Source organism: Klebsiella sp. 141251, assembly GCF_050600725.1.
GTDB classification, from domain to species: Bacteria; Pseudomonadota; Gammaproteobacteria; order Enterobacterales; family Enterobacteriaceae; genus Klebsiella; species Klebsiella aerogenes.
The window spans coordinates 586,136-611,927 of sequence record NZ_JAQIRG010000002.1; the positions used below are offsets into that span (position 1 = coordinate 586,136).

Genomic DNA, 25,792 nt, shown 5'->3' on the forward strand with positions numbered 1-25,792 from the left:
TATGCACAAGCTCCATCACTTTTCCGGCGCTTTTGCGCAAAATGACGTCCGCTTTTTGCTCAATCCTGTGAATATCGCCATGACGTCGGTTGATGAAAAAGAGGCTTTGATTCAATCGGGTAAAGCGCATTATTCCGACTTGCTAAGCCAGGAGCCCGCGCCAAGTCAGTGGCATCTTAATCTTTTTGCCAAAGCCCTACAGCGCGAAACGCCACGTATGGCTAACGAAGTGCAGCAGCTCAGTCACACGCTCATCGCGCAGTTCAACAATACGCCTATCATCCTGGTGAGTTTGGTGCGTGCGGGTGTCCCGCTGGGGGTGATGCTACAGCGGGCGCTGCGCGACGCGGGTAAAACGTCCTTCCACTACGGTATCAGCATTATTCGCGATCGCGGTATTGATAGCGCCGCACTTGAATGGATTGAAAATCGTCACGGTACGCAAGGTATCGTATTTGTCGACGGATGGACCGGTAAAGGCGCCATTCGCTCGCAGCTGCAGCGTTCGCTTCACGGCCGAAAAGGCTACCCTGCCGAACCAAAGCTGGTGGTGTTAGCCGACCCCTGCGGCTGCGCATAGTTGTCCGCGTCTGACGATGACTGGTTAATCCCCTTCGGTATCATGGGGGCGCCGGTATCGGGTCTGATTTCTCGCTCACTATGGTCACTGGTCGGCTTTCACGGTTGTGTGCAATGCAATCATTTAGCTGATTTTGAATGCGGCCAACTACTAGTTGATACCGTTGATAATTATCGACAGACGCTAGTTTCTGCCGCGCAGATTAAACCCGATTTAGCGCAGAAAGCCAGACTTCGACGCAAAAGCGAAGCGGTAGTGCTTCATCTCGCTGAACGATATGCCGTCGACAATCTTAACCGCATCAAACCAGGCATCGCAGAAGCAACGCGCGCGGTGCTTCGCAGGGTACCCGATCATGTTCTGGTGCGCGCCATTAACGATCCGGATGTTGCGCTACTGATGGCGTTAGCCCGCGATAAAGGTATTCATATAAGCGAAGTTGGCGATGAAATTGGCCAATACCGCGCCGTCACTATTATTAAGAAGGTATTTTAATGAAAACACGTCTCTCGGCATGGAATCTGGGAGCGACCCTATACATGCCCGCCACTCGCCACGATATTGCCTCCACTATTATTGACGGCAAAATTAAAGGGCTACGCTCATTAGTGATCTGTCTTGAAGATTCGGTTAACGAAAGCGATATCAAACATGCTCTGGTAAACCTCAAAAACCTCTGTATACAGCTAGCCCGTGCCAAAACAACGCAAGAGCATCATTACTGGCCGCTGGTATTTATACGCCCACGACATCTAACCATGGCGAAACTGCTAATTGAGAACTTTGATTTAACGGCCATTGACGGTCTGGTCATTCCCAAATTTACGCATCATTCATTGGCTGGCTGGTGGCGCGCGATCGGCAGCACGCCTTTGAGCATAATGCCAACGCTGGAAACCGAAGAGGTGTTTGATTGCGAGAAAATGCGCCAGCTTGCCGGAGAGCTCAGCGCCCATCCATGTCGGGCCAGGATAATTGCCTTGCGTATCGGTGGTAACGATCTCATGAATGTTATCTCGCTTCGTCGTTCGCGTAATCTGACGCTGTATGACGGGCCAATGGGATACGTTATCAAAATGCTGGTATCCGTTTTCTCTCCCTATCATTTTGCCCTGACAGCACCGGTCTGCGAACATATCGACAGCCAGGAGATCATGGAGCGGGAATTGCAACTGGATATGGCCCACGGCCTGGTCGGAAAAACAGCCATCCATCCCAATCAGTTACTGACTATTGAGCGTGCGCTAATGGTCACACCCGGCGAACACGCTGATGCGCTACGGATCCTTAACTCCAGCCAGGCAGTGTTTAAATCTCAGGGAACAATGTGCGAACCGGCCACCCATCGCAACTGGGCAGCGGCAATTCTGGCCAGAGCAGCCTATTACGGCATTGTTAGTGATTTCGCCCCTGATGCTTTAGCCCAGGGTTAGATAAATTAATCAACACACCCACTATGGATAATGCGATGGTCTCAGGATGAGATTAAATAGTAAACAAGAGCGCATTTTTAAACTGGCGCTTATTCTCGGCAACGGGCAACCGGTATCCTCAGCGGAACTGCTGGAAAAGCTGGATTGTTCGGATCCAACGTTATCAAGAACGTTGAAAACGTTGCGGGACACCTATGAGGCGGAAATAAAATATAGTAAAGCCGCCCATACCTATCAACTTGTCGCCAGTGGCTCCTTGACTAAGGATATGATGGAGCGAATGGCAGAAGCGATCCGTGTCAATAGCGGCCTGAAAATGCCGATGCCATCAGGTAAAGTGGTATTGAATAAGGATCAAAAAAAGGCTATTTCGCTGTCGGTTAAACGCTCAGTGCTACGTAAACTGGACCGCCTGGCCTGCCTGGCGATGCTTACCCGTAGCGGCGCTGTAGAGATGCTGGCGCAGAAGTTTATTGATGAATTAATTGATTCCTTTTACAAGCAGAAGCGCTGATTATGACGTTCGCCGCCCCGTGTCCGGGCGGCAACAAACCTGTACCGGAGCGGTCACGCTATAATAAAAACAATAGTCACATTCAGCTCGCCGATTTTGGCCGCAGGTTTTCATCAAATTCCAGACGCTTACGCCCGGCCTCTATCTCTTTTAATGGCTCCACCTGATGCAGCGACTGCTTACAGCGTTCCACCAGCACCTGGTATTCACGGGTACCGTGTTTTTTCCACTCCAGTTCCTGCTCGCTCAGCGTACGAATCGCTTTCGCCGGACTGCCGATAATTAAATGATTGGCGGGCATTTCCGCTTTCGCTTTTACGAAGGCCGATGCGCCGACAATACTGTTTTCGCCAATTACCGCCCCGTCGATAATTACCGCGCTCATCCCCACCAGCGCGTTGCGACCAATCACGCAGCCGTGCAGAATTGCGCCGTGGCCGATGTGACCGTCCTCTTCCACCACCGTATCCTGGCCGGGGAAGCCGTGCATGACGCAGTTATCCTGAATATTGGCTCCGTCTTTTACTACAATACGGCCAAAATCGCCGCGCAGGCTGGCATTTGGCCCAACATAGACCCCTTTTCCCAGGATCACGTCGCCAATCAGCACCGCCGTCGGATGAACATAGCTCTCGTCCGGCACCACTGGCGTCAGCCCATCAATCTGATAAATCGGCATGCAACCTCCTTAGACGCCCGGCAAACCGCCAAAGCGTTGAAAATAAAGCGGCCCCGGCGCGGGAAGCTCGCCAACCGAGCTTTCGCCTTTTTCGCCGACAAAGGCCAGCGCGCCGGGCGTCACGCGCTGATAAATATTGATACACAGCTGCCGCGCGGTTTGCCCGGCCCAGTGCGCAGGCAGGAGCTCTTCCGGCAGCAGCGGGTCTTTTAATACCACCCGGCGATAGAAATGGATAAGCAGCAGTTGGATCTGGAAACAGCGCTCCGGCGTCAGCTCTGACGGTTCGCTGTCGCGCAGCAGCGGCAGTAACGGTCGGAACAATGCGATAAACGCCTCGTACATCTCATTTTGTTCGGTGAGATGCCAGCACTCTTCTACGCGGTCGCGCAGCGCCGCCCTTGAGAGCGCCAGCGGCGAATGGGCTTCAAAACAGATGACGTTTTCAGCGACGCCCGCTTCATGTAGCAGCGATTGGACATCGGCCAGCTTTTGCGACGGCGAGGCCAGCAGGCTCGGCGCCAGCGCGCCAAATCCCTGCCATAGCAGTTGCTTTTTGACTTCCGCCAGAACCGTTTTTTCTAATCCTTCCGACAGTAGCAGCAGCCAGGTTCCGTCCCATTCCGGGGCGTTCGCCCGGTAGATTTTATGTTCCGCGCGCCGGGTCAGACGTAGTCCTTTATCGCTCAGGCGATAAAAGCTGCGCCGGCCGATACGCACGACGTCGAGCCACTCTTCTTTATTGAGGCGAAATAGCGCGGTGCGGACAAAGCGCTCGCCGAAACCTAATCCTTCAAGCAGCGCCGCGACGCTACCCAGCCATACTTCCCCACCGCGTTGTAATAAGGCGTCGCCATACAGCGAGGCAATTAATGACGTGCCGCTAATCGGCATCGCCGTTACAGCTTGTTGAATAAAGGCGTCGAGTTTACTCATCTGATTCATTCTGTTGTTATATTTTTCCTTTATGAATCATAGCACAGAAAATTCCCGGCTTACGGCGTAAAGGCCTCAGCCGGGTTACCGGGAGAGATTTAACCGCTAACCACCGCTTTACGCAGGTCGAATACCCGGCAAGCTTTTCCTTCAGAGCGAGGAATGCTGCCGCAGTTGACGATAGTAATATCGGTAGAAATCCCGACCATTGACTTAATACGGTGACGCAACTGATGGCAAATCTGGCAGCGTTGTTCATGACTCAACGCCAGCCCACTCTCTTTCAGCTCAACGCGTACCGCCAGCGAATCAAGATGACCGCGGCGATTCACCTCTAACTGATAGTGCGGCGCCAGGTGTTCAAACTTGAGGATCTCCTCTTCCAGCTGCGAGGGGAAGACGTTAACTCCGCGGATAATCAACATATCATCGCTGCGTCCACTGATGCGATCCATGCGGCGCATGGTCCGCGCGGTTCCCGGCAGCAGGCGCGTCAGGTCGCGGGTACGATAGCGGATCACCGGCAGCGCTTCTTTGGTCAAGGTGGTAAACAGCAGTTCGCCATGCTCGCCATCTTCCAGCGGCGTACCGTCGTCCGGGTTGACGATTTCCGGGAAGAAGTGGTCTTCCCAGATGGTCGGGCCGTCAACGGTTTCCAGACACTCCATCGCTACGCCCGGCCCCATGACTTCCGACAAACCGTAAATATCCAGCGCGGTGATCCCCAGGCGGCGCTCGATTTCCGCGCGCATCGCCAGCGTCCACGGCTCGGCGCCAAACACGCCGACCCGCAATGAACAACCGCGGGCATCGCCGCCCATCTGGCGTTCCAGCTCTTCAATCAGATTCAGGCAGTAGGACGGCGTCACCATGATCATATCCGGCTGAAAATCACGGATTAACTGCGCCTGTTTCTCGGTCTGGCCGCCGGACATCGGGATCACCGTCGCGCCTAAACGTTCCGCGCCGTAGTGCGCGCCAAGGCCGCCGGTAAACAGGCCGTAGCCGTAGGCGACGTGAATTTTATCTTTCGCTGTACCACCGGCCGCACGCAGCGAACGGGCGACAATATTGGCCCAGTTATCAATATCGTTTTGCGTATAACCTACCACCGTCGGTTTGCCGGTGGTGCCGGATGAGGCGTGAATGCGCACCACCTGCTCCATCGGCACCGCGAAGGTATCGAAGGGATAGTTGTCGCGCAGATCTTGTTTGGTAGTACAGGGGAATTTTTTCAGATCGTTTAATTCCCGGAAGTCGTCAGGGTGCACGCCTGCTGCGTCGAATTTGCGGCGATACATCGGCACATTTTCATACGCATGCTTCAGCGTCCATTTCAGGCGCTGGGTTTGCAGGGCCTGCAGTTCGTCACGCGATGCGGTTTCAATCGGATCTAATTTTGTAGTAGTTATCATTGTAGGGTACTCGCAGGTAAATTAGCTCACACTCGCTCAAGGATCATGGCAATGCCCTGACCCACGCCAATACACATCGTACACAGCGCATAGCGCCCGCCCCGGCGTTGCAGCTCAAGGCTGGCGCTCAGCGCCAGCCGCGCGCCGCTCATGCCCAGCGGATGACCTAACGCGATGGCGCCGCCGTTGGGATTCACGTGCGCCGCATCATCCGGCACGCCGAGTTGTCTGAGCACCCCCAGCGCCTGCGCGGCGAAGGCCTCATTCAGCTCTATCAGATCCATATCGTTAATATTGAGTCCGGCGCGCTCCAGCACTTTACGCACCGCAGGTACCGGCCCCAAACCCATCAGGCGCGGCTCAACACCCGCCGTCGCCATCGCCACGATACGCGCGCGCGGCGTGAGCCCCTGTACGCTGGCCTGCTGTTCACTGGCGATAATCAGCGCCGCTGCGCCATCGTTAACGCCGGAAGCATTCCCGGCCGTAATGACTCCGCCTTTACGGAACGGCGCTTTTAATAGCGCGAGTTGCTCAAGCGTAGTTTCCGGGCGGGGATGCTCATCATCGCGTACCGCGCTGACCGCGCCTTTCTTGCCGATGATCTGCACCGGCACGATTTCCTGCGCCAGAATGCCATCGCGCTGGGCCTGCGCCGTGCGCTGCTGGCTGCGCCAGGCGAAAGCGTCCTGGTCGGCCCGGCTGATATTTAACAATTCAGCTACATTCTCTGCCGTTTCCGGCATGCTGTCAGTTCCGAATTGTTGCGCCATGAGCGGGTTCACAAAACGCCAGCCAATCGTGGTATCGAAGAGTTCCGCCTGACGCTGATAAGGCGCGCTGGCTTTTCCCATCACGAACGGCGCGCGCGACATCGATTCCACGCCGCCGGCAATCAACAGATCGGCATCGCCGGCTTTGATCGCCCTGGCGGCAAAACCGATTGCATCCAGACCCGATCCGCACAAGCGGTTAATCGTGGTGCCCGGCACGGTATGCGGATAACCGGCCAACAACGTCGCCATATGCGCTACGTTGCGGTTATCTTCACCGGCCTGGTTAGCACAGCCGAAAATCACATCATCAATCGCTGCCGGGTCGAGCCCGGGATTGCGGCTCAGCAGCTCACGCAGCGGGATCGCCGCAAGATCGTCGGCGCGGACGCCGGCCAGCGCTCCGCCGTAGCGGCCAATCGGCGTGCGGATCCCGTCACAAATAAAGGCGTCGCGCATTACACTTCTCCCGTGATTGTGCCGCCGATGCGGTGCGATTTGCCGCGAAACAGGGCCACAATCTTTTGCTGTTGATTAACAATTTCGATGTCGTAGACGCCGGTCAGCTTGCCCTGTTGTTTAACTCTGGCGGTGGCGACCAGCCTGTCGCCGGCAAACGCCGGACGAAGAAAATCAATGCTCGCCGCCGAGGCCACCGCCGCCAGCCCCTGGCTGTTACAGGCGTAAGCGAAAGCGGTATCGGCAAGCGTAAATAGCTGACCGCCGTGGCAGGTTTGATGGCCGTTAAGCATGTCCGCCGAGACGGTCATGCTCATCTGCGCAAAGCCGTCGTCCATTTCGATAAGTTCGATCCCCATCTTTCTGGCGCAGGTATCTTTTTCGTACATCACGCGCGCGTTGCGCCACGGATCATTGCTCATGGTGCTTCTCCATCAGCGCCTTCTGGCGCAACAGGGAACAGGGGCGATAGCGCTCCTCGCCATAATGATGTTGCAGGTTCTCCAGCAGTTGCAGCACCCGTCGCCAGCCAAGGCTTTCTCCCCACGCCAGCGGGCCTTGCGGATAGTTGACGCCAAGGCGCATGGCGGTATCGATATCCTGCGCGCTGGCGACCCCTTTTTGCACCGCATCCAACGCTTCGTTGATTAGCATCGCCACCGTGCGCCACACCAGCAGTCCGGGATAATCGGCGATACGTAGCACTTTCTTGCCCTGCTGTTGGAAGTAATGCACGGCCTTATCAGTGGCCGCTGGCGCGTTGGTCGCCGCTGCGGCCAACACCACCGTATCGCTGGCGCACAGGTCATACACCACCACCGGGCGGTGGTGCTTCACACTCAGCGCCAGCGCCGTCTCGCCTTCGGTCTCCAGCAACAAGAGAGCATCTAATTCAGTGACGTTGTCACTTACAACCGTAATGGATTGAGCGCCAGTAGATACCGACGGCAGCGCCGCGTCCGGCTGCGTCTCCGCGGGCCAGCGATAGACGCCGTGACCGCTCTTTTTACCCAGCCGCCCGGCCAGCGTCAGCTCTTGCTGGAGGAGCGACGGTAAGTAACGGCGGTCCTGCCAGAAGGCGTTAAACACCGAACAGGTCACGGCGAAGTTGACGTCCTGGCCAATCAGGTCAGTCAACGCCAGCGGTCCCATCGGAAAACCGCCGCCGTCACGCAAAGCGGCATCGATAACCTCAGGGGCGGCAACCTGCTCTTCCAGCGCGCGCCAGGCCTCGGCGTAGAACGGACGCGCTACGCGGTTAACGATAAAACCGGGCGTTGAGCGGCAGCGCACCGGCTGTTTCCCCCAGCCGCTTACGCACTGGCACAGCTGCTCTACCACCTCCGCAGAAGTCTCCAGGCCACTCACCACCTCGACCAGCTTCATCACCGGCGCCGGATTAAAAAAGTGCAGCCCGGCCATCCGCTCCGGATTTTTGACCCCGGCGGCGATGGCGGTAATCGAAATAGACGAGGTATTACTGGTCAACAGCGTTGACGGCGCGCAGATCTCCGCCAGCTGCGCGAACAGCGCCTTTTTTACTTCCAGACGTTCAGAGGCCGCTTCGATCACTAAATCTGCATCGGCAAGCGCGGCTAAATCGTGGGCCGGATGCAGGCGCGCCAGCAGCGCGTCGGCCTGCTCAGGGGCCAGTTTGCCCCGCGCAACGCGCGACGCCAGACGCCCGGCGATACCCTCTATCGCCTGGCCTACGGCCTTAGGGTTAATATCAAAAATACGCACCGGATGTCCGGCTGCGGCGGCCACTTCAGCAATACCAGCTCCCATGGTGCCGCTGCCGATCACTGCCACCGTGGATAAGGATGTTGTCATGGCCTATTTCCCGCTGAACTGTGGTGGTCGTTTGGCCAGAAACGCGCTGACCCCTTCGCGGTAATCATCGCTGCGCCCGGCCAGACGCTGATAATCGCGCTCCAGGTCCAGCTGCGCGTCGAGACTGTTGGTTTCAGAAGCCAGCAGCGCCTTTTTAATCAGCCCAAGACCAAACGTCGGTTGCGCCGCCAGATGGCGCGCCAGCTGCAGACTGGTATCCGCCAGTTCTGAATCGTCCACTAGCTGCCATATCATTCCCCACTGCGCGGCTTGTTCCGCGCTTAGGCTATCGCCCAGCAGCGCCAGCCCCATTGCGCGAGCGCGACCGGCCACCCGCGGCAGGAACCAGCTGCCGCCGCAGTCCGGCACCAGGCCGAGCTTACTGAACGCCATCACAAATTTGGCCGAACGCGCGGCCAGCACGATATCGCAGCCCAGCGCCAGGGTAGCGCCTGCGCCAGCGGCCACGCCGTTGACCGCGCAGATGACCGGCTTCGGCAGCGCCGCCAGACGGCGCACTAACGGGTTGTAAAAGCGTTCTACCGACATGCCGAGATCCGGCCGCGGGCCGCTGGGGTCGACATTGCGGTCGTTCAAATCCTGGCCGGCGCAAAAGCCGCGACCGGCGCCGGTGATCAGCAAGCAACGTATGCCGTCATCGCGCTCGGCCTGCTTCAGACATTCCGCCAGCTGTTGATGCATCAGATCGTTAAAACTGTTGAGGCGGTCCGGGCGATTGAGGGTAATGGTCATGACGCCCTGTTCCACTGCGCTGAGAATGAAAGCTTCCACGATTAGCGTCCTTTAAATTCCGGTGTACGTTTTTGTAAGAAGGCGTCGATGCCTTCGCGGCGGTCCTCGGTGGCGCTCAGCAGGCTAAACAGCTGGCGCTCCTGTTGCAGACCGGCCTGCAGGCTGACTTCCTGCGACAGGCGCAGCGACTGTTTTGCCGCCCGTAGCGCCAGCGGCGAATGGCGGGCGATGGTGGCAGCCAGTTTCAGGGCGTACTCATCGGTTAACGCCGCCGGATGGATATCGCTGACCAACCCGGCCTGCTGGGCCTGGCGGGCGTCAATACTTTCGCCGCTCAGCACCATCCGGCTGGCCAGCGCCTTACCTACGCTGCGGATCAGCCGCTGGGTGCCGCCAGCGCCCGGCATAATGCCGAGGGTAATTTCCGGCAGGCCAAAATGGGCGTTGTCGCCGGCGACAATCAGGTCGCACAACAGGGCCAGCTCGCAGCCGGCGCCGAGCGCGTAGCCGTTGACCGAAGCGATGAGCGGTTTAGTAAAGGCATCGATTCGCCCCCACAACCGTGGGCGAATATCATCAAGGGTGGCAGGCAGATCTTTTTCAGCCATTTCGTTGAGGTCAGCCCCGGCGGCGAAAAAACGCGCGTTACCGCTGATAACGCAGACGCCAACGCTGTCATCAATTGACGCTGCCTCCAGCACCTCGGCAATCTGGGTTAAGAGGGCATTGTTCAGCGCGTTGCGGGCCTGCGGGCGGTTCAGCGTCAGCTGTAGCACCCGGCCATGACGGTGGATCAGCAGGTCACTCATGCCATCCCCCGCGCGTCAAAGTCGACTACCACATCGCCGCTGGTCGGTAACGACTGGCAGCTCAGTACGTAACCCGCCGCCAGCTCATCCGCTTCCAGACTGTAATTGGCGGCCATCGCCACTTCGCCACGCAGCACTTTGCATTTACAGGTGGCACAAACCCCGCCCTTACAGGCAAATGGTAGATCCGCGCCCTGACGCAATGCGGCATCCAGGATGCTGTCGTCTTCGGCGCTGAGGGCGATCAGCCGATCGCGCCCGTCCTGGCGGATGGTTACCGTGCGCCCTTCCGCCTGCACGCCGGCGGCGCGCTTCACATTGCCGCCAGGTGTATTAAAGCGTTCGAGATGAATCGATTTCTCCGCTACGCCAAGTTCACGTAACGTTGCTTCCGCGTCGTCCATCATCGCCGCCGGTCCACAGATAAAGGCGTCATCGAAACGGCTGAAATCCAGTAAATGCGCGGAGAGCTGGCGCAGTTTGTCGCCGTCAATGCGCCCCTGTAAAAGATCGCTGTCCATCGACTCCTGGCTAAACAGGTGTATCACCTGCAGGCGCTGCGGATAGCGGTCTTTTAAATCGGCCAGCGCCTGGCGGAACATCATGCTATGGCTGCTGCGGTTGCCGTAGATCAGCGTGAAGCGGCTTTGCGGCTCGGTCGCCAACGTCGCGCTAATGATCGCCATCATCGGCGTGATCCCGGAACCGGCGGCAATCGCCAGATATTCACCCTGCCGTTCAGCCTGCGGTTGATAACCGAAATGCCCCTGCGGCACCATCACTTCCAGCTCCATACCCTGCTGGATATCGTGCTGGGCGTAGCGCGAAAAGCGCCCGCCGTCGATAGCTTTGACCGCGACGCTAATTTCGCCGGGCGTGCGGCTGCGACAAATGGAATAACAGCGGCGCAGTTCTTCGCCGCCCAGACGGGCTTTTAGCGTCAGATGCTGGCCCGGACGAAAACAGTAGTCCGCCTGCAGGGCTTGCGGAATCGCAAAAGTGATGGTCACCGCATCGCGGGTTTCCGGCTCGACTCTCGCCACCTTAAGCGAATGGAACGTCGTCATGGCAACCTCAAATACATTTAAAGTAATCAAAAGGTTCGCGGCAGCTGTCGCAGCGATAGAGCGCTTTGCAGGCCGTGGAACCGAATTCGCTAATCAGCGAGGTATGGGTGCTGCCGCAGCGCGGACAGCTCACCTCGGCGGGCATATCCGCATGGCAGGCGTGCCCCTGCGGTGGGCTGATGCCGTACTGGCGCAGTCGCTCGCGGGCATCCTGGCTCATCCAGTCGGTGGTCCACGGCGGATCCAGCTGCAGGACGATATGTACCGGCACAAAGCCATGCTCGCTCATGACCGCGCGGATCTCGCCCAGCAGATGCTCCGTCGCCGGACAGCCCGAATAGGTCGGGGTAAAGCCAATCACCCAACCGTCGCCGTGGCGCGCGACGCTGCGCACCATACCAAGGTCGGTGATAGTGAGTACCGGCACTTCCGGATCCGGGATCGCGCTTAATAATCCCCAGATGGTACGAACCTCTGCTGGAGCGATGTCGGCAAGACGTTGCATAGTCACCTCACTTACCACTGCAGTCCGGGATGCGAACGCTGCAGATACTGCATCTCCGCCAGCAGCGGGCCGAGATGTTCACTGTGCAGCCCCTGTTTGCCGCCGCTGCGGAAAGCCTCTTCCTGCGGGATCTGTAAGCCGGAGTCGAGCAGCGCCGTGTGTACCGCGCTTTGCCATTCACCCTGAAGCTCGCGCGGATCAACCGCAATGCCCTGCTCAACCAGGAGGAGATCTACTTCATCGGCAAGGAACAGTTCGCCGGTGAAGCGCCACAGATTGTCGACCGCCTGCTGCATTTTGCGATTTGATACCTCGGTGCCGTTACCGAGACGCTCCAGCCAGCCGCGGCTAAAGCGCTGGTGGTAACGCACCTCTTTCAGCCCTTTAGCGGCAATGGCCGCCAGCTGCGCGTCGCGGCTGTTCACCAGGCGGCTGAACAGGGCGACGTGCCAGACGTCGATAAAGAACTGGCGGGCGATAGTGTCGGCAAAATTGCCGTTGGGCTGTTCCACCAGCAGCAGGTTGCTGAACTGGCGTTCTTCGCGGCCAAAGGCCAGCGTATCTTCGTCGCCGCAGCCGTTAAGCTCGGCGGCATAGCTTAAAAAATTGCGCGCTTGGCCGAGCAGGTCGAGGCCGATGTTGGCCAGCGCAAGATCGATCTCGAGCTCGGGAGCATGGCCGCACCAGGCGCCTAAACGCTGGGCCAGAACCAGACCATTGTCGCCAAGACGCAGGGCGTAGGTGGCTACGGGGTTAGGGGTATTCATCGCCGCCTCACATATGTTCCATGCCGTCCGGCACGGTATAGAAAGTCGGATGACGGTAGACTTTGCTTTCCGCCGGGTCGAAGAATTCGCCGCGCTCTTCCGGCTGCGAAGCAACGATTTCGCTGGCCTTCACCACCCAAATCGAGCAGCCTTCGCTGCGGCGGGTATAAGCATCGCGGGCGTTCTCCAGCGCCATTTGATCGTCGGCGGCGTGCAGACTGCCAACGTGGCGATGGGATAACCCCTGTTTGCTACGAACGAACACTTCATATAAAGGCCAGTAAACTTTGCTCATGTTCTCTCTCCTCATGCCGCGCTGCGGGCCTGCTGTTTTTGCGCATGGGCCAACGCGGCTTCGCGCACCCACTCGCCCTCTTCCCAGGCCTTACGTTTGGCGGCCAGCCGTTCGTGATTGCAAATCCCACGGCCGCTAATCACCTCGTTAAATTCCTGCCAGTCGATTTCGCCGAAGCGGTAGTGGCCGCTGGCTTCATCAAAGCGCAAATCCGGGTCCGGTACGGTCATGCCGAGGATCTCTACCTGCGGCACGGTGTTATCGACGAAGCGCTGACGCAGCTCGTCGTTGGAGTGCAGTTTGATTTTCCACGCCATGCTGCGGGCGCTGTTCGGCGAGTTGTCATCGTTGGGGCCAAACATCATCAGCGCCGGCCACCAGAAGCGGTTAATGGCGTCCTGCAGCATCTGCCGCTGCGCGTCATTGCCCTGCGCCAGCGCCATGCAGGCTTCAAATCCCTGACGCTGGTGAAAGCTCTCTTCTTTGCAGATTTTGACCATCGCCCGGGCATAGGGGCCGTAGGAGGTTCGGCACAGCGCCACCTGGTTGACGATGGCCGCGCCATCGACCAGCCAGCCGATCACGCCGATATCCGCCCAGCTGAGGGTCGGGTAGTTAAAAATGGAGGAGTATTTCATCTGCCCGTCGAGCATTTTCTGATACAGGTCTTCCCGCGCGCAGCCCAGCGTTTCCGCGGCGCTATAGAGATAAAGCCCATGCCCGGCCTCATCCTGTACCTTAGCCAGCAGGATCGCTTTGCGGCGCAGCGTCGGCGCGCGGGTGATCCAGTTGCCTTCCGGTAGCATGCCGACAATTTCCGAGTGCGCGTGCTGGCCTATCTGCCGAATCAAGGTCTTACGATAGGCATCCGGCATCCAGTCCTGCGGTTCGATGGCCGTTTCCTGCGCGATGCGCTGGTCAAAGCGTTGTTCTTCTGTCACGTCATCACCTTTATGATTCCGATATTCACAATAAAAACATTTATGTGAATCACTTTGTTTATTGAAGGTTACATATTAGTTAAATAAAACCACAAATTTTGTTTGTTCTTTTTGTGATGATAACCGCAAAACCTTTTGTAAATGACAGATAAAACAGCGATGTAAGCACAACAACCAATTAACCACCGATCACAATGTTAATAAAATATTAAATACGGGCTTGATTTTTATGATTCATAAAAGAACTATTTATAGATATCACACGTAACATATTTGGAGATTTGCGATGCAGCAGTTAGCCAGTTACTTATCCGGCGCCTGGCAGACCGGCCGGGGCCGCGCCCGTACTATCCATCACGCCATTACCGGCGCGGCGCTTTGGGAGGTGACCAGTGAAGGACTGGATATGGCGCAGGCGCGCCGCTTCGCGATTGAACGCGGTGGCAAAGCCCTGCAGGCGATGACCTTTATTGAACGTAGCGCGATGCTGAAAGCAGTGGCGAAACACCTGCTGGAGCAGAAAGCCGAGTTCTACGCCATCTCGGCGCAAACCGGCGCAACCCGCGCCGACAGTTGGGTGGATATTGAAGGCGGTATCGGTACTTTGTTCACTTATGCCGGGCTGGGTAGTCGCGAACTGCCGGACGATATCCTGTGGCCGGAGGACGAGCTAATTCCGCTCTCCAAACAGGGCGGTTTTGCCGCACGTCACGTGCTGACCTCGAAGTCGGGCGTCGCCGTACATATCAACGCCTTCAACTTCCCCTGCTGGGGAATGCTGGAAAAACTGGCGCCCACGTGGCTTGCCGGTATGCCGGCTATCATTAAACCGGCAACCGCTACCGCCCAGCTCACCCAGGCGATGGTAAAAGCGATTGTCGACAGCGGCCTGGTGCCGGAAGGCGCCATCAGCCTGATTTGCGGCGGCGCGGGCGATCTTCTCGACCATCTCGATAGCCAGGACGTGGTGACCTTTACCGGCTCTTCCGCCACCGGCCAGCAGCTACGGTCGCACCCTAACCTGGTGGCCAAATCCATTCCCTTTACCATGGAAGCAGATTCGCTCAACTGCTGCGTATTAGGCGAAGATGTCACCCCGGAGCAACCGGAATTCGCGCTGTTTATTCGGGAAGTGGTCCGCGAGATGACCGCGAAAGCCGGGCAAAAATGTACCGCTATCCGCAGAATCATTGTGCCACTGGCTCAGATTAATGCGGTTAGCGATGCACTGATCTCCCGCCTGCATAAAGTAACCGTCGGTGACCCTGCGCAGGAGGGCGTTAAAATGGGGGCCCTGGTTAATAGCGAACAACGTCAGGATGTGCAGGATAACGTCAATAAACTGATTGCCGCCGGCTGCGAAGCGCTGCTTGGTGGACAGGCAGATCTTAATGCTGACGGCGCATTCTTCCCGCCGACCCTGTTGTACTGCTCACAGCCGGATGAAACGCCGGCAGTCCACGCCATTGAGGCTTTTGGCCCGGTGGCGACACTGATGCCATATCGTGACCGCCAGCATGCGCTGACGCTGGCGCGCGCCGGCGGCGGTAGTCTGGCCGGGACGTTGGTCACCGCCAGCGGCGAACTGGCGCGCGAGTTTATCCTTGGCGCCGCGCGCGCGCATGGTCGTATTCAGATCCTTAACGAGGAGTCCTCGGAAGAGTCAACCGGCCACGGCTCGCCGCTGCCGCAGCTGGTACACGGCGGCCCCGGCCGCGCTGGCGGCGGAGAAGAGCTTGGCGGGCTGCGCTCGGTGAAACACTATATGCAGCGTACCGCGGTCCAGGGCAGCCCAACGATGCTGGCGACCATCGGCCAGCAGTGGGTGCGTGGCGCGCAGGTTAGCGAAGACCGCATTCACCCGTTCCGTAAATACTTCGAAGAGATCCAGCCCGGCGATAGCTTATTAACCCCGCGGAGAACCCTGACCGAAGCGGATATCGTTAACTTCGCCTGCCTGAGCGGCGACCATTTCTATGCGCATATGGACAAAATCGCCGCCGCCGAGTCGATTTTCGGCGAGCGGGTGGTTCACGGCTATTTCCTGATCTCCGCAGCGGCCGGGCTTTTCGTCGATGCCGGCGTCGGGCCGGTTATCGCCAACTATGGCATGGAAAACCTGCGCTTTATTGAACCCGTCAAACCGGGAGACACCATTCAGGTTCGCCTGACCTGTAAGCGGAAAACGGTTAAACGTCAGCGCAGCGCCGATGAGAAAGCCACCGGCGTCGTTGAATGGGCTGTTGAGATTTTTAACCAGCACCAGCAGGCGGTGGCACTGTATTCCATTCTTACCCTGGTGGCGCGCCAGCAGGGAGATTTCCCGGCGTGATGCGCTGAAAATCGCCCGGCGGCGCTGCGCTTGCGCGGGCCTACAGACAGTCAAACCCGGTTGGGTAGGCCGGGTAAGGCGTCAGCCGCCACCCGGCAAAAAAAACGGCGCACGTTCTCAATGCCTCTACGGAGGCATTTTTTACGTCCGTCTGGCAAAACTGACAAACAAGCTGGCAAAAGCAAACAAACGTTCCTGAGCAGCAGACTGCTAGGGTAAGCGTAACAAAGCCGACATTCGCAGCGGCAATAACAACACAACAATAAGATGAGGTCACAATGGCAAACGGCTTAATGTTTTCCCCTCGTAAAACCGCGCTGGCCCTCGCTGTCGCGGTGATTTGCGCCTGGCAATCACCGGTCTTCGCTCACGGTAGCGAAGCGCACATGGTGCCGTTGGATAAAACGCTGCAGGAATTCGGCGCCGATGTGCAGTGGGATGACTACGCGCAAATGTTTACCCTGATAAAAGACGGCGCTTACGTCAAAGTCAAGCCCGGCGCCAAAACGGCGATCGTCAACGGTAAATCCCTTGATCTACAGGTGCCGGTGGTAATGAAGGAAGGTAAAGCCTGGGTCTCCGATACCTTTATCAACGATGTGTTCCAGTCCGGTCTCGATCAGACCTTCCAGGTAGAAAAGCGCCCTCACCCGTTAAACTCCCTCTCGGCGGCGGAAATCGGTGAAGCGGTGACCATTGTTAAAGCCGCGCCGGAGTTCCAGCCGAATACCCGCTTTACTGAGATTTCCTTACACGAACCGGACAAGGCGGCGGTATGGGCCTTTGCCCTGCAGGGAACGCCCGTTGATGCCCCGCGCACCGCCGATGTGGTGATGCTCGATGGCAAACATGTCATTGAAGCCGTCGTCGATCTGCAAAACAAAAAAATCCTCTCATGGACGCCAATTAAAGGCGCCCACGGGATGGTGCTGCTCGATGATTTTGTCAGCGTGCAGAACATTATCAATGCCAGCAGCGAATTCGCTGAGGTGCTGAAAAAGCACGGTATTACCGATCCCAGCAAAGTGGTCACCACTCCGCTCACCGTTGGCTACTTTGATGGCAAAGATGGCCTGCAGCAGGATGCGCGTCTGCTGAAGGTAGTCAGTTATCTGGATACCGGCGACGGCAACTACTGGGCGCACCCGATTGAAAACCTGGTGGCGGTGGTCGACCTTGAAGCGAAGAAAATTATCAAAATTGAAGAAGGCCCGGTGATCCCGGTCCCAATGGAACCACGACCTTATGATGGCCGGGACCGCAACGCCGCGGCGGTGAAACCGCTGGATATTACCGAACCGGAAGGCAAAAACTATACGATTACCGGCGATACCATCCACTGGCGGAACTGGGATTTCCACCTGCGCCTTAACTCGCGCGTCGGGCCCATTCTCTCGACGGTGACTTACAACGATAACGGCACAAAACGCCAGGTGATGTATGAAGGTTCCCTCGGCGGGATGATCGTGCCCTACGGCGACCCGGACGTCGGCTGGTATTTCAAAGCCTACCTCGACTCCGGCGATTACGGCATGGGCACTCTGACATCGCCGATCGTCCGCGGCAAAGATGCGCCATCGAATGCGGTACTGCTGGATGAAACTATCGCCGATTACACCGGCAAACCGACCACGATTCCAGGCGCGGTCGCCATATTCGAACGCTATGCCGGGCCGGAATATAAGCATCTGGAAATGGGCAAACCTAACGTCAGCACCGAACGCCGGGAACTGGTGGTGCGCTGGATCAGTACCGTCGGGAACTATGATTATATCTTTGATTGGGTGTTCCACGACAACGGCACCATCGGCATCGATGCCGGCGCCACCGGGATTGAAGCCGTTAAAGGCGTGATGGCGAAGACCATGCACGACCCCAGCGCCAAAGAGGATACCCGCTACGGGACGCTGATCGACCATAATATTGTCGGCACCACCCACCAGCATATTTATAATTTCCGCCTCGACCTCGACGTGGACGGCGAAAACAACACCCTGGTGGCGATGGATCCTGAAGTGAAGCCAAACACCGCCGGCGGCCCGCGCACCAGCACCATGCAGGTGAATCAGTACACAATCGATAGCGAGCAGAAAGCGGCGCAGAAATTCGACCCGGGCACCATCCGCCTGCTGAGCAACACCAGCAAAGAGAACCGCATGGGTAACCCGGTCTCTTACCAGATTATCCCTTATGCCGGCGGCACGCACCCGGCGGCGACCGGCGCCAGGTTCGCCCCGGACGAGTGGATATATCATCGTCTGAGCTTTATGGATAAACAGCTGTGGGTGACGCGCTACCATCCAGGCGAACGTTATCCGGAAGGAAAATATCCCAACCGCTCCGCCCAGGATACCGGCTTAGGCCAGTACGCAAAGGATGATGAGTCGCTGACTAACCACGATGACGTCGTATGGATTACTACCGGCACCACGCACGTCGCGCGCGCCGAAGAGTGGCCGATCATGCCGACCGAGTGGGCGCACGCGCTGCTCAAGCCGTGGAACTTCTTTGACGAAACCCCAACGCTTGGCGAGAAGAAAAAATAATCTTAACCCGCGGTAAAATCGAGCAGGATTTTACCGCTTCTTCCCGGCTGGCCTGCGGCGGCAATCGCTTCATGCCAGTCGCGCAGCTTTATCACCTGCGCTGCAGGCTGCGCCGTGGTCGACAGCTGTCGCCAGATCGCCGTAAAAGCAGCCTGCCACGCATCGACGCTGAGTGTTGGTAAGGCCTCCCGCAGATGAAATTTGCGTACCGATGCGCTGCCTCGCGTCTGGGTGAGCGGTTTACCGGATAGCAAGCCGTAAGAGACAAGCGTTGACGACTGCGGCAGTACCGATAGCAGAAAGTCAGCCAGCTCACCGCCCACCGCATCAAACACCAGATCGCTGTACTGACTCACTTGTTCAATCAGCGCCCTGTCACCTTCGAGTAGCGGATAGACGCCATACTGCTGTAAGCGCGGGATGTGCTGCGGCGAGCGAATAATACCGCTTACCGAACGCGCGCCCATGGCGAGCGCCCACTGCCCCAGCAGGCTGGCGCAGGACGATGAAGCAGCGGTCAAAAGCAGATGTTTCCCCGCCACCGGCCAGCGCGTCAGCATCAGCATTGCGGTCAGCGGATTGATATAGCCGCGCGCGGCCAGGATGTCATCTATCTCTTCAGCGACCGGCACCAGCCAGCGCGGGTCAATATCAAGATAACGCTGCCAGGTTCCGGCGCCGCGCAGCGGCAGAACCCGCTGCCCCAGTCGTGGACACCCACTCGTCGCGTCTTCAATCACCACACCAACACCTTCATAACCCGCTACCGATGGCAGCGTCGTACGATGGCGGTAAGCGCCGGTAATGGGAATCAGATCGGAAGGGTTGACCGGCGCATAGCGCATTTGCACGCGTACTCGTCCGGGCGCCAGCGGCGGCAACGGCAGGTGATGCAGCGCGAGCACCGTTTCCGGCGCGCCGTACTGCTGATAGCAAAGCGCATCATTCCACATAGCGGGGCAACATCAGAAAAAAAGAGCGCCGATCATAGCAAATCAGCGCTCAGGGGGAAGAGGTATGTCGAACCACCGGGGCGTTTCCCGGAGGCGGCGCGTTGCGCCTTATCCGGGCTACCAAATCGCAAAGCGCTGTAGCCCCGGTAAGCGGCAGCGCCACCGGGGGGTTTTGAGATCACCAGCACCAGTAGTGTCAGCCAGCGTGGTGAATAAATTAAAGGCAGGCCGCACGAACCGTAGGTCGGATAAGCGTAGCGCCATCCGACAAAAAATCAGTAGCGCACGCACACCGATTTGGTTTCGCACCAGTCGTCCAGCCAATCCGGACCAAAATCACGCCCGGTACCGGACTGCTTCATCCCGCCGAACGGCAGGTTGGCATCAATCAGCGTATGGCTGTTGACCCATACCGTACCGGCCTGCAGACGATCGGTATAGTTCAGCGCCTGAGTCAGGTCGCGAGTCCAGACGCTGGCAGTGAGGCCAAAATCACTGTCGTTAGCTAAGCGTAGCGCCTCTTCGCCATCGGCGACGCGCACCAGGTTCACCACCGGGCCAAACACCTCTTCGCGATTCAGGCGCAGCCCGGCATCCGGATTAATCACCAGCGTCGGCGCAATATAAAAACCGTTACCATTCGGCCCAACGTTACCGCTGATCAGCTCGGCGTTTTGCTTACGCGCTTCGTCCAGATAAGCGGCCACTTTGGCGCAGTGCGCCTGCGACACCACCGGGTTAATTTGCGTCGTTTCAACCATTCCCGGCCCCACCTGCAGCGACTTGACCGCCTGCTCAAAGCCAGCGACCAGGTTATCAAACAGCGGCGCTTCGATATAGATCCGCGAACTGGCGGCGCATACCTGCCCCTGATTGAGGAAACTTCCGGTCATTAACCCTTCAATCACCCACTGCGGATCGGCATCTTTCAGCACGATGGCCGGGTTTTTGCCGCCGAGTTCAAGGGTTACGCGGGTCAGGCGATCGGCCGCCGCGCGGGCAATCTGTTTGCCGGTGGCGGTCGAACCGGTGAAGCTCACTTTCGCCACCTGCGGATGGGTGGTTAAGGCCGCCCCGCACTCGGCGCCGCTACCGGTGACGACGTTAAAGACGCCGTCCGGGATCCCGGCCTCCGTGGCCAGCTCCGCGACTCGCAGCAGGGTTAACGGCGTGGTCTCAGAGGGTTTAATCACAATGGAACAACCGGAGGCCAGCGCCGGCATCACCTTCCACATGCCGATCATCAGCGGGAAGTTCCAGGGAACAATCCCCGCCACCACCCCAACCGGCTCTTTACGGGTCCACGCCTGATAGCGCGCGCCTTCCGGGAACGGAATGGAGACGTCCAGCGTGCGGCCGCTGATTTTAGTGGTCAGTCCGGCGGTATAGCGCATCCAGTTGAGGGTGCAACCGACTTCAAACGCGCGCGAGATATTGATCGACTTACCCTGTTCAAGGGTTTCGAGCTGCGCCAGCTCTTCACCATGCTGTTCCACCAGATCGGCGAAACGCAGCAGGATCCGCTCGCGCTCGGCCGGCGTGCGCCCGGCCCAGCTACGGGCGACAAAAGCGCGCCAGGCGGACATCACCGCGCGGTCAACGTCGGCGGCATTAGCATCTGCCGTCGTGGCAATCGCCTGGCCGGTGGCCGGGTCCCAGACGGTTAAGCGTTTTTCGCTCTGTGCCGCCTGCTGGTTGCCATCAATATATAAGCCATGCTGTCTGTCGAGAAATTGCTGTACGCTGGCGAGCAGCGCGACCTGTGATGTGGACATGCGACTTCCTTATTGTTCGCGGATAGTGCACACAGTCTAGGACGGGTCAGCCATTTGCGCTTTTTTCTCTGTGACAATCATTTTTGCCGCTGTGACAGGTCCCGCAATTAAACACCCTGGCATGCGGCGAAATGTGCCGCAGGTAATAGTTCTTTCATATACTCCACGCTGCGCTCTTGCCACTCACGGCGTAAATGCAACAATACAGAAACATTATTTTTACAGGGTGCAGACGATGGCGACGGTAGAAAACGGGCAGGACTATCAGCGTTGGTTAGCGAAGATTAACCAGGTATGCGGCCATTTTGCCGCCCGTCCGCTGGAAGGCGCGTTCCATGGCGAAATTGATGCAAGCTATACCGGCAGCCTCAAAGTCAGTACCGTCACCGCCCGCGGCGTCAATCTTTACCGCACCCGTAATGAAATTAAACGCGACAACGACGCCTGGTTCTATACCGTTTTTCAGCTCGAGGGCCAGGCGGCTATCGAGCAGGACGAGCGCCAGGTAGTGCTTGAGGCCGGCGATATCACGCTCATTGATGCCTCACGCCCCTGCTCTATCTTTTGGCAACAAACGTCAAAACAGGCTTCGCTGCTGCTGCCCCGCCAGCTCGTGGAAAGCCAGCTGCACGGCAGCGACATCAGCATCGCCACCCGGCTGAATAAAACGCTGCCGATGGTCCAGCTTAGCCAACGGCTGCTGCAAGAAAGTATGCGCAGCCCGGCGCTCTCAGAAAGCGAAGGCGAAGCGGCGCTGGAGGCTATCGTCTGTCTGCTGCGACCAATGCTACAGCAGCATGACGCACCGCCGACGCGTCGCGAGAAGCAGTTTCAAAAAATCATGGCGTTGATAGATGAGTCGATACAGTCAGAGCAGCTGCGTCCGGAGTGGCTGGCCGGGGAAACCGGCATGTCGGTACGCAGCCTGTACCGCCTGTTTGCCGATAAGGGGCTGGTGGTCGCGCAGTATATTAAGAACCGGCGTCTAGACCTGTGCGCACGGGCGCTACAAAACGCTCATGATGAAGAGAAGCTGGCGGGAATTGGCTACAGTTGGGGCTTTACCGACCATAGCCATTTTTCGACAGCGTTTAAGCAGCGCTTCGGCGTATCGCCCGGCGAATACCGTAAGCGCTATCGGTAACTATTTGCGCAGCCATTTGCCGTTAATACCCTGCACATATTCCCCCGGCTGCGCCCGGGCGACCAGCTTCTGCCCGGCCATTTTCGCCACTTCATCCACCGGCAGGTTATTGTCATCCGCCAGTTGCTGATAGCTTTCGCTGCGCGCGGCATTAATCTGTTTAACTAACGCCAACGTCTGCGCATCCTGTTTCAGCGGCGCCAGATAGCCGTTCAGCGTTTCCCCCACCCGCCCCTGCGCCCGCGCCTCATTCAAGGTCAGCGCCAGCGCCGGGCTACTCAACAGCATTAACGCCAGGGTGGCTGTCAGCAGTCGTTTTTTCATTATCGCCTCAGAACAGATCGCTACGCGACTTCAGCAGATTTTCGACGTCCTTATCCACCTTAATATGAATCTCATGCTCAATTTTGACATTCATATTGATGGTGATCGGCTCCTTGGACGCGGCGATTTCAATACGCGGCGTACAGCCTGCCAGCAGCAGGGTCGCCAGCGCCGCGGCGAACAGTTTTATCATTTTGGTTCCTTACATGTATCCGTACAGCGCGGGGCGGGCAGTTTCGCATTCTGCTCAAGCCATGCCTGCAAATTATCGCCGAAGCGCAAGCTGCGCCACAGATCGAAAATATTCTCTTCATGGGTATAGTTTAAATGCACGGTGCTGCTTTTTCCGTCCACCCGGCTGGTGCCGCTAATCGCCGCGCTCATCGTCAGCTTCCCGAGATTATCAAGGTTGATACGCGTCCAGGATTTCGAGACTTCCATATAGCGCAGCCAGTTGATCGCCGCGCCGGCGGAAACGTTGTCGGCCACCAGCGCATCGGCGGTATCTTTATCCAGACGCATGGTCATCGGGCCGGGGTTGCTAAACCAGCCGTCTTTTATGATCCACTTATCGTTGTTCAGCCATAACGGTAACGCGCCGTTAAACGCGCCAGACACCGCAAACTGTTTTACTTTGATGGCGCTGATTAATTCACTACTGGAGATATTCTGCAGACGCAGTAGCGCTGGCTGATGCTGCGGCATCCTTAGCTGCTGCATGGTCAGCTTACCGCCAAGGATATCAACATTGACGTTGCTCAATTCCAGCGGATCCTGCTCGCTCCAGGGCCATGTTCCCTGGAGATCGGCGCTGAGATTTTTGGCGGTAAACTGGTTGACGATTTCGCCAATACGCAGCGAAACCGGACGGCGGGTACCGAGCTGCCAGCTTCCGCCGCTGAAGCGGAATGGCAGAACAAAGTCGACGCCGTTGATTTGGTTGTCCGGCATCCAGGCGCTACCGCCTTTTAAGACGCCGTGGCCCCCGGCCTCAAAACCCTGCCCGGCTGCCGCGGAAAATGCTACCTGCGCATACATATCACCTTCACGCAGGGTCATTTTCCAGTCCGGCGGGATCAGCGGCTGGAATACGCTAAGCGACTGTTTCGGCCACCAGGCCTGGCCACGCAGGCGTTCGCCGTCCCAACGGCCGGTCAGACGAATCGGGCCGATTTTCTCCGCGTGTAATGAGCCGTTAAACAGGAACCAGGTCGGATCGCGGCCATCAATATTGAACTTGAGCGTTGACGGCGGCAAAACGCTGCCGCCGCTGAAAGTGGTTTTACCGGCATCAAGCGACAACGCGCCGCTGAATTTTGGATGCTGTTCATTGCGCAGCCAGTGAATGGGTTTATCGAGGGTCAGGCGCGGCGTGCTGACCAGCATGGTGCCGTACTGTAGCTTATCGAACCCGGTCGACAGGCTGTTAAGAATAATGGCGCTGTCCCGCCACTCGCCGGCGCCCTTCACATCCCAGCGCGCCTGCATCGGCGTAAAGTGACCATCTCCCCAGTATCGCCACGACCAGCGACCGCGGTCGGGCATAAAGTTGTCGGCCTGCCCATCCAGGTGCAGGATGAAATCGCCCATTTCCTGTTCGTGGGCGCGCAGTATCGCCTGCAGGCGGCCATCCACCCCCTGCTGAGTCACTTTCACTCCCGCCAACGGCAGGCGGATCTCATCGATATTCAGCGAGTCAATCACCCGCCCGCGCGAGCGCAGCAGCGCGCCGGGATGAAAAGCCAGCTCCGGCGTCGTTAGCGGCCCGCTGAGTTTGGCGGGCAGCACGGCGTAAAAAATCATATCGTCGAGCTTGGCTTCGCCGGTCAGGCTGAGCGGCATGTCGCTGTGATCCATGCTTAGCTTACCTGGGCCAATGTTCAGCACGGCGTTCCCCTTACCGGCTTCACCGTGCGTTAACACATTGAGCCGGCCGCTGATTTCCATCTCTTCGGTGCCTTTTTGCCAGTCGCCAACCGATAGCGCCACCCGCCCGCTAAGCGGATAGCCGGCATAAACCGCGTTCCAGCGCCCGTCGCTGATGGTGATACGTTCAGGGGTTATCTCCCAAGGCAAATCCAGCATCGGCTCAACCTCACCGCGCGGCGTGACCAGCAGCTGGCCGCGATTTTTCTGCCATTCCAGTTCCGCATCCACCAGACCCGGCGTTTGCGGGAATTCGAAAGTGCTGACCAGATGACCATCGACCGGTAAGCCATCCGGCACCAGCGGCATTTCGAATTCACCGACCAGCTTAACCGGCGCCTGATCTTCCACCAGCCGCGCGCTGAAATTGCTGACCGTTAAGGTCTGGCCGCGCAGTTTCGCCTGTAGCGTGACCTCTTTGCCTGAATAACCGATATCCTGCTGCCCAGGCGTCAACGACATCACCAGTTTTCCCTGCCATTTTTCCCACGGCGACAGGCGCAGATTGTCGATAGTTAACCAGCTATACGGCAGCATCGATTGCCACTCGGCGAGGGTTCGCGGCGCGCCGGAGAGCGGCTCGCTGGAGGGGACCTTAGCCAGGCAGGCGCTATTGATATCCAGTTCACTCAGGTGTAACCGCCAGCGGCTGGGACGGGTAAGACGCGCGTTGCTGACGCGAGCAATTTCACAATCGCCCACCAGGTAGCGTAAATCGGGGATAACCAACGAGGAGCGCGTCAGGCGCGGACTTTCGCCAAGCGAGATCCGCGTGCCGACCGGCAGCCAGATACCCGCCAGCGTCGGAACCCAATGCGTTAATGTGGCCAGCAGGGCCAACGGCAGCAAAATTAGAGCTAATAACAGCGCAAGAGCGGCTTTATATTTACCCTTCATGGGCAGTCAAATCCTGATTCTAAGTAAAAGCCGATAAGCGCCTATTGTGGCACGTTCGACCCGCGAGTGAAAGTTAACGTCCAGATTAAGGATAGCCGCACTCATTTCTGCTGAAAAAATATTTAGTCTTCGTTTA

General features: G+C 57.9%; 23 protein-coding genes and 1 pseudogene. 6 read left to right on the top strand and 18 right to left on the bottom strand.

Annotation, left to right across the window (positions count from 1 at the left end; all coding sequences use genetic code 11):
- Position 1 precedes the first annotated feature (1 nt).
- The 3 genes and pseudogenes from PGR09_RS07365 (at position 2) to PGR09_RS07375 (ending at position 2,527) form a co-directional block, all read left to right on the top strand.
- Positions 2-1,075 (top strand): annotated as a pseudogene (locus PGR09_RS07365) (cysteine protease StiP family protein).
- On the top strand, positions 1,075-2,013 hold the full coding sequence (locus PGR09_RS07370; RefSeq protein ID WP_047079068.1) for an HpcH/HpaI aldolase/citrate lyase family protein: 939 nt from the start codon (positions 1,075-1,077) through the stop codon (positions 2,011-2,013). Before PGR09_RS07365 ends, PGR09_RS07370 begins: the two are co-directional and overlap by 1 nt.
- Positions 2,014-2,059: 46 nt before the next feature.
- Positions 2,060-2,527 (top strand): HTH domain-containing protein, encoded by a 468-nt coding sequence (locus tag PGR09_RS07375; RefSeq protein WP_047048882.1) that lies wholly within the window; start codon positions 2,060-2,062, stop codon positions 2,525-2,527.
- 82 nt (positions 2,528-2,609) lie between these two features.
- On the opposite strand, the gene paaY is transcribed toward PGR09_RS07375, so the two are convergent.
- The 13 genes from paaY to paaA form a co-directional block, all read right to left on the bottom strand.
- Positions 2,610-3,206, bottom strand: coding sequence for a phenylacetic acid degradation protein PaaY (paaY, locus tag PGR09_RS07380; protein ID WP_047048885.1), 597 nt, complete (start codon positions 3,204-3,206; stop codon positions 2,610-2,612).
- Between the two features lie 9 nt (positions 3,207-3,215).
- Entirely contained in the window at positions 3,216-4,142 is a 927-nt protein-coding gene (paaX, locus tag PGR09_RS07385; RefSeq protein ID WP_026612287.1) for a phenylacetic acid degradation operon negative regulatory protein PaaX, read from the bottom strand.
- Positions 4,143-4,240: 98 nt separating this feature from the next.
- Positions 4,241-5,557 carry a phenylacetate--CoA ligase PaaK gene (gene paaK / locus PGR09_RS07390; protein ID WP_047067822.1) on the bottom strand — a complete coding sequence of 439 codons (1,317 nt, stop codon included), beginning with the start codon at positions 5,555-5,557 and terminating at the stop codon, positions 4,241-4,243.
- 26 nt (positions 5,558-5,583) lie between these two features.
- Positions 5,584-6,789 carry a 3-oxoadipyl-CoA thiolase gene (gene pcaF / locus PGR09_RS07395; RefSeq protein WP_025713681.1) on the bottom strand — a complete coding sequence of 402 codons (1,206 nt, stop codon included), beginning with the start codon at positions 6,787-6,789 and terminating at the stop codon, positions 5,584-5,586.
- Complete coding sequence (gene paaI / locus PGR09_RS07400; RefSeq protein ID WP_023279988.1) at positions 6,789-7,211, bottom strand: hydroxyphenylacetyl-CoA thioesterase PaaI; 423 nt, start codon at positions 7,209-7,211, stop codon at positions 6,789-6,791. Before paaI ends, pcaF begins: the two co-directional genes overlap by 1 nt.
- Entirely contained in the window at positions 7,201-8,622 is a 1,422-nt protein-coding gene (locus PGR09_RS07405) for a 3-hydroxyacyl-CoA dehydrogenase (RefSeq protein ID WP_430915989.1), read from the bottom strand. Before PGR09_RS07405 ends, paaI begins: the two co-directional genes overlap by 11 nt.
- 3 nt (positions 8,623-8,625) lie before the next feature.
- Positions 8,626-9,414: a 2-(1,2-epoxy-1,2-dihydrophenyl)acetyl-CoA isomerase PaaG gene (gene paaG / locus PGR09_RS07410; RefSeq protein WP_045393862.1), complete on the bottom strand. Its 789-nt coding sequence runs from the start codon at positions 9,412-9,414 to the stop codon at positions 8,626-8,628.
- 2 nt (positions 9,415-9,416) lie between these two features.
- Positions 9,417-10,184 carry a 2,3-dehydroadipyl-CoA hydratase PaaF gene (paaF, locus tag PGR09_RS07415; protein WP_315710712.1) on the bottom strand — a complete coding sequence of 256 codons (768 nt, stop codon included), beginning with the start codon at positions 10,182-10,184 and terminating at the stop codon, positions 9,417-9,419.
- On the bottom strand, positions 10,181-11,251 hold the full coding sequence (gene paaE, locus PGR09_RS07420) for a 1,2-phenylacetyl-CoA epoxidase subunit PaaE (RefSeq protein WP_315710714.1): 1,071 nt from the start codon (positions 11,249-11,251) through the stop codon (positions 10,181-10,183). The genes paaF and paaE overlap by 4 nt, the downstream gene beginning before the upstream one ends.
- Before the next feature lie 7 nt (positions 11,252-11,258).
- Positions 11,259-11,756, bottom strand: a complete 498-nt coding sequence (gene paaD / locus PGR09_RS07425; protein WP_047079065.1) for a 1,2-phenylacetyl-CoA epoxidase subunit PaaD — start codon at positions 11,754-11,756, stop codon at positions 11,259-11,261.
- Between the two features lie 11 nt (positions 11,757-11,767).
- The gene (gene paaC, locus PGR09_RS07430; RefSeq protein ID WP_430915990.1) at positions 11,768-12,523 is read right to left on the bottom strand and encodes a 1,2-phenylacetyl-CoA epoxidase subunit PaaC; all 756 of its coding nucleotides are present in this window, start codon (positions 12,521-12,523) and stop codon (positions 11,768-11,770) included.
- Between the two features lie 7 nt (positions 12,524-12,530).
- Positions 12,531-12,818, bottom strand: coding sequence for a 1,2-phenylacetyl-CoA epoxidase subunit PaaB (gene paaB, locus PGR09_RS07435; protein WP_004224492.1), 288 nt, complete (start codon positions 12,816-12,818; stop codon positions 12,531-12,533).
- A gap of 11 nt (positions 12,819-12,829) precedes the next feature.
- Positions 12,830-13,759: a 1,2-phenylacetyl-CoA epoxidase subunit PaaA gene (gene paaA / locus PGR09_RS07440; protein ID WP_025713674.1), complete on the bottom strand. Its 930-nt coding sequence runs from the start codon at positions 13,757-13,759 to the stop codon at positions 12,830-12,832.
- Between the two features lie 286 nt (positions 13,760-14,045).
- Between paaA and paaZ the strand changes: the two genes are divergently transcribed.
- Both paaZ and tynA read left to right on the top strand, forming a co-directional pair.
- Positions 14,046-16,091, top strand: coding sequence for a phenylacetic acid degradation bifunctional protein PaaZ (gene paaZ / locus PGR09_RS07445; protein WP_430915991.1), 2,046 nt, complete (start codon positions 14,046-14,048; stop codon positions 16,089-16,091).
- 278 nt (positions 16,092-16,369) lie between these two features.
- Positions 16,370-18,637: a primary-amine oxidase gene (gene tynA / locus PGR09_RS07450; protein ID WP_047038140.1), complete on the top strand. Its 2,268-nt coding sequence runs from the start codon at positions 16,370-16,372 to the stop codon at positions 18,635-18,637.
- 2 nt (positions 18,638-18,639) lie between these two features.
- Here the strand turns inward: tynA and PGR09_RS07455 are convergent, their stop codons facing one another.
- A complete protein-coding gene (locus PGR09_RS07455) occupies positions 18,640-19,590 on the bottom strand; it encodes a zinc-dependent alcohol dehydrogenase family protein (RefSeq protein ID WP_348874633.1) in 951 nt (316 codons plus the stop codon).
- A 275-nt stretch (positions 19,591-19,865) separates the two neighbouring features.
- Complete coding sequence (locus tag PGR09_RS07460; RefSeq protein ID WP_047048918.1) at positions 19,866-21,365, bottom strand: aldehyde dehydrogenase family protein; 1,500 nt, start codon at positions 21,363-21,365, stop codon at positions 19,866-19,868.
- Between the two features lie 235 nt (positions 21,366-21,600).
- On the opposite strand from PGR09_RS07460, the gene feaR reads away from it, so the two are divergent.
- Positions 21,601-22,509 (top strand): transcriptional regulator FeaR, encoded by a 909-nt coding sequence (gene feaR / locus PGR09_RS07465; RefSeq protein ID WP_047048921.1) that lies wholly within the window; start codon positions 21,601-21,603, stop codon positions 22,507-22,509.
- On the opposite strand, the gene PGR09_RS07470 is transcribed toward feaR, so the two are convergent.
- The 3 genes from PGR09_RS07470 to PGR09_RS07480 are packed head-to-tail and all read right to left on the bottom strand — an operon-like array spanning position 22,510 to position 25,656.
- Positions 22,510-22,833, bottom strand: coding sequence for a YdbL family protein (locus tag PGR09_RS07470; RefSeq protein ID WP_047048925.1), 324 nt, complete (start codon positions 22,831-22,833; stop codon positions 22,510-22,512).
- Positions 22,834-22,840: 7 nt separating this feature from the next.
- Positions 22,841-23,026 carry a YnbE family lipoprotein gene (locus PGR09_RS07475; protein ID WP_015366326.1) on the bottom strand — a complete coding sequence of 62 codons (186 nt, stop codon included), beginning with the start codon at positions 23,024-23,026 and terminating at the stop codon, positions 22,841-22,843.
- Positions 23,023-25,656, bottom strand: a complete 2,634-nt coding sequence (locus tag PGR09_RS07480) for a YdbH family protein (protein WP_047048928.1) — start codon at positions 25,654-25,656, stop codon at positions 23,023-23,025. Before PGR09_RS07480 ends, PGR09_RS07475 begins: the two co-directional genes overlap by 4 nt.
- Positions 25,657-25,792: the final 136 nt, after the last annotated feature.

Bases quoted from the DNA above. Each gene is read 5' to 3' on its own strand.
- PGR09_RS07460 (WP_047048918.1), bottom strand. From the start codon at position 21,365: ATGTCCACATCACAGGTCGCGCTGCTCGCCAGCGTACAGCAATTTCTC.
- paaK (WP_047067822.1), bottom strand. From the start codon at position 5,557: ATGATAACTACTACAAAATTAGATCCGATTGAAACCGCATCGCGTGAC.
- PGR09_RS07475 (WP_015366326.1), bottom strand. From the start codon at position 23,026: ATGATAAAACTGTTCGCCGCGGCGCTGGCGACCCTGCTGCTGGCAGGC.
- paaZ (WP_430915991.1), top strand. From the start codon at position 14,046: ATGCAGCAGTTAGCCAGTTACTTATCCGGCGCCTGGCAGACCGGCCGG.
- tynA (WP_047038140.1), top strand. From the start codon at position 16,370: ATGGCAAACGGCTTAATGTTTTCCCCTCGTAAAACCGCGCTGGCCCTC.
- paaB (WP_004224492.1), bottom strand. From the start codon at position 12,818: ATGAGCAAAGTTTACTGGCCTTTATATGAAGTGTTCGTTCGTAGCAAA.
- PGR09_RS07470 (WP_047048925.1), bottom strand. From the start codon at position 22,833: ATGAAAAAACGACTGCTGACAGCCACCCTGGCGTTAATGCTGTTGAGT.
- paaI (WP_023279988.1), bottom strand. From the start codon at position 7,211: ATGAGCAATGATCCGTGGCGCAACGCGCGCGTGATGTACGAAAAAGAT.
- pcaF (WP_025713681.1), bottom strand. From the start codon at position 6,789: ATGCGCGACGCCTTTATTTGTGACGGGATCCGCACGCCGATTGGCCGC.
- PGR09_RS07405 (WP_430915989.1), bottom strand. From the start codon at position 8,622: ATGACAACATCCTTATCCACGGTGGCAGTGATCGGCAGCGGCACCATG.
- feaR (WP_047048921.1), top strand. From the start codon at position 21,601: ATGGCGACGGTAGAAAACGGGCAGGACTATCAGCGTTGGTTAGCGAAG.
- PGR09_RS07455 (WP_348874633.1), bottom strand. From the start codon at position 19,590: ATGTGGAATGATGCGCTTTGCTATCAGCAGTACGGCGCGCCGGAAACG.
- PGR09_RS07375 (WP_047048882.1), top strand. From the start codon at position 2,060: ATGAGATTAAATAGTAAACAAGAGCGCATTTTTAAACTGGCGCTTATT.
- paaC (WP_430915990.1), bottom strand. From the start codon at position 12,523: ATGAATACCCCTAACCCCGTAGCCACCTACGCCCTGCGTCTTGGCGAC.
- paaX (WP_026612287.1), bottom strand. From the start codon at position 4,142: ATGAGTAAACTCGACGCCTTTATTCAACAAGCTGTAACGGCGATGCCG.
- paaY (WP_047048885.1), bottom strand. From the start codon at position 3,206: ATGCCGATTTATCAGATTGATGGGCTGACGCCAGTGGTGCCGGACGAG.
- PGR09_RS07370 (WP_047079068.1), top strand. From the start codon at position 1,075: ATGAAAACACGTCTCTCGGCATGGAATCTGGGAGCGACCCTATACATG.
- paaD (WP_047079065.1), bottom strand. From the start codon at position 11,756: ATGCAACGTCTTGCCGACATCGCTCCAGCAGAGGTTCGTACCATCTGG.
- paaE (WP_315710714.1), bottom strand. From the start codon at position 11,251: ATGACGACGTTCCATTCGCTTAAGGTGGCGAGAGTCGAGCCGGAAACC.
- PGR09_RS07480 (WP_047048928.1), bottom strand. From the start codon at position 25,656: ATGAAGGGTAAATATAAAGCCGCTCTTGCGCTGTTATTAGCTCTAATT.
- paaF (WP_315710712.1), bottom strand. From the start codon at position 10,184: ATGAGTGACCTGCTGATCCACCGTCATGGCCGGGTGCTACAGCTGACG.